This is a genomic window from Streptomyces sp. P5F9 (assembly GCF_057961495.1).
Genome location: NZ_JBXVPZ010000838.1, coordinates 1 through 1931, shown reverse-complemented (window position 1 = coordinate 1931; position 1931 = coordinate 1). Strand labels below are relative to the sequence as shown.

The window sequence follows — 1931 nt, the reverse complement described above, 5'->3', positions numbered from 1 at the left end:
GTGTGGGGGCGGGGCGGGCGTTGGGTTGTGCGTTTGGCCGCGGGTCCGTTGCCGGGGGCTCTGCCCCCGGACCCCCGATCGGCCCTGAAGGGGCCTCGTCCTCAAACGCCGGACGGGCTGATTAATGTCGGCCTGGATTGAGGGGAACCGCCGGATTCATCGGCTCGGCGCCGTTGTCAGTGCCGCGTGCCACCATCGGTCGCATGGACAAAATGCGGCAGTTGCGTCTCGCCAAGGACGCCATGGATCGCGACTGGGCCGAGCCGGAGCTCGATCTGGGCGTGGTGGCTGCGCATGCCGGATATTCGCGGTACCACTTCATCCGGGCCTTCAAGGAGGCGTACGGCGAGACGCCCGGGCAGTATCTGACGCATCGGCGTATCGAGCGGGCCGAGGAGATGCTCCGTAGCGCCGATCTGTCGGTGACGGAGATCTGCCATCTGGTCGGGTTCAGCAGCCTCGGGACGTTCTCGGCGCGGTTCAAGGCGCGGACCGGGCTGACGCCGAGTGAGTACCGGACCAAGCACGTGGGTCGCGGGGCCGCGCTCATCCCCGGGTGCTACGCGATGCTCTGGGCCGGCGGTTTCCCCACCGCAACTTTGAAGAAGCGTCGCGACGTCCGCCCTGCCTACGGTGATGAGCAGGAAGCCGGCTCGACATCGACCTCGGCATCAATCTCGTCCGACAGGAGTGCGGAGTCATGATCCAAGGCTTGGGCATCGCCACCGTGTGGACCTTCGACCAGCAGCGCAGCAAGGCCTTCTTCACCGAGAAACTCGACTTCGAGGTGCGCGACGACATCTCGATGGGCGACATGCGGTGGGTCACCGTCGGCGCCAAGAACCAGCCCGGCCTCGCGCTCACGCTGATGAGCCTGGACGGGCCGGGCCTCGACCCCGAGTCCGCCGAGGCGCTGAAGAAGCTGGTCAGCAAGGGTGTGCTGGGTGCCGGGGCGTTCACCACCGATGACTGCCGCGGTGATCACGCGGCCTTCAAGTCGCGCGGGGTCGAGTTCCTCCAGGAGCCGACCGAGCGGCCGTACGGCATCGAGGCCATCTTCCGTGACGACAGCGGCAACTGGTACTCGCTGACCGAGCGCAGCGCCGAACTGGACTTCTCGAAGGACTTCGGATGAGTCTGGAGCAGCCGGTGGCGGAGGCCGAGCCGGATCACACGGCGGTGCGGGTCGCCCTCTGGCGGGCCCTGCACGTCCAGGCCGATCCGCCGCCGCACGTCATCGAGGACGAGGTCGGGCTGCGGCTCGCCGACCCCGGGGGCGACTGGCGCGAACGTCCCGACATGGACGTCGAGGCCACGCGGCGTATCCGTGCGTCGATCGTGGCCCGGGCGCGCTATGTCGAGGACGTGGTGGAGGAGCAGGCCGGGAGGGGGGTGGAGCAGTACGTCATCCTCGGCGCCGGTCTCGACACCTTCGCCCAGCGGCGGCCCGAACTCGGCGCGAAACTCCGGGTGTTCGAGGTCGAGCAGCCCGGCACGCAGGCTTGGAAGCGGCGACGGCTGACGGAACTGGGGTACGGCATCCCGGACTGGCTGCGGTTCGTGCCGGTCGACTTCGAGGGCGACTGGTGGGGTCAACTGGCCGTCGCCGGGCTCGACATGGGGCGGCCCGCCGTCGTGGCCGCGACCGGCGTGACCATGTATCTCACCCTGGACGCCATCACCACCATGTTCCGCCGGGTCGCCGGTCTCGCCCCGGGCTCCACCCTGGTCACCACGTTCCTCCGACCCGTGGACGACGTGGAGCCGGAGCAGCGCGCGCAGTTGGAGGTCGCGGTGCGGGGGGCACGTGCGGCGGGGACACCGTTCCTCAGCTTCTTCACCCCGGAGCAGATGCTGGCGCTGGGGCGGGAGTGCGGGTTCCTGGAGGTGCGGCATGTACCGGCCGCGGAGCTCGCGGAGCGGTATTTCGG

General features: G+C 69.2%; 3 protein-coding genes. All 3 read left to right on the top strand.

Annotated elements, in window-relative coordinates; genetic code table 11:
* The first annotated feature begins 212 nt into the window (after window positions 1-212).
* Complete coding sequence (locus AC31A1_RS50725; protein WP_489659803.1) at window positions 213-704, top strand: helix-turn-helix transcriptional regulator; 492 nt, start codon at window positions 213-215, stop codon at window positions 702-704.
* Complete coding sequence (locus tag AC31A1_RS50720) at window positions 701-1135, top strand: VOC family protein (protein WP_489659802.1); 435 nt, start codon at window positions 701-703, stop codon at window positions 1133-1135. The genes AC31A1_RS50725 and AC31A1_RS50720 overlap by 4 nt, the downstream gene beginning before the upstream one ends.
* The coding region (locus tag AC31A1_RS50715) for a class I SAM-dependent methyltransferase (protein WP_489659801.1) at window positions 1132-1931 on the top strand (800 nt) is incomplete at its 3' end. The genes AC31A1_RS50720 and AC31A1_RS50715, both read left to right, overlap by 4 nt.

What these genes read in the sequence shown, in the direction of transcription:
- AC31A1_RS50725 (WP_489659803.1), top strand. Translation starts at nt 213, where the DNA reads ATGCGGCAGTTGCGTCTCGCCAAGGACGCCATGGATCGCGACTGGGCC.
- AC31A1_RS50720 (WP_489659802.1), top strand. Translation starts at nt 701, where the DNA reads ATGATCCAAGGCTTGGGCATCGCCACCGTGTGGACCTTCGACCAGCAG.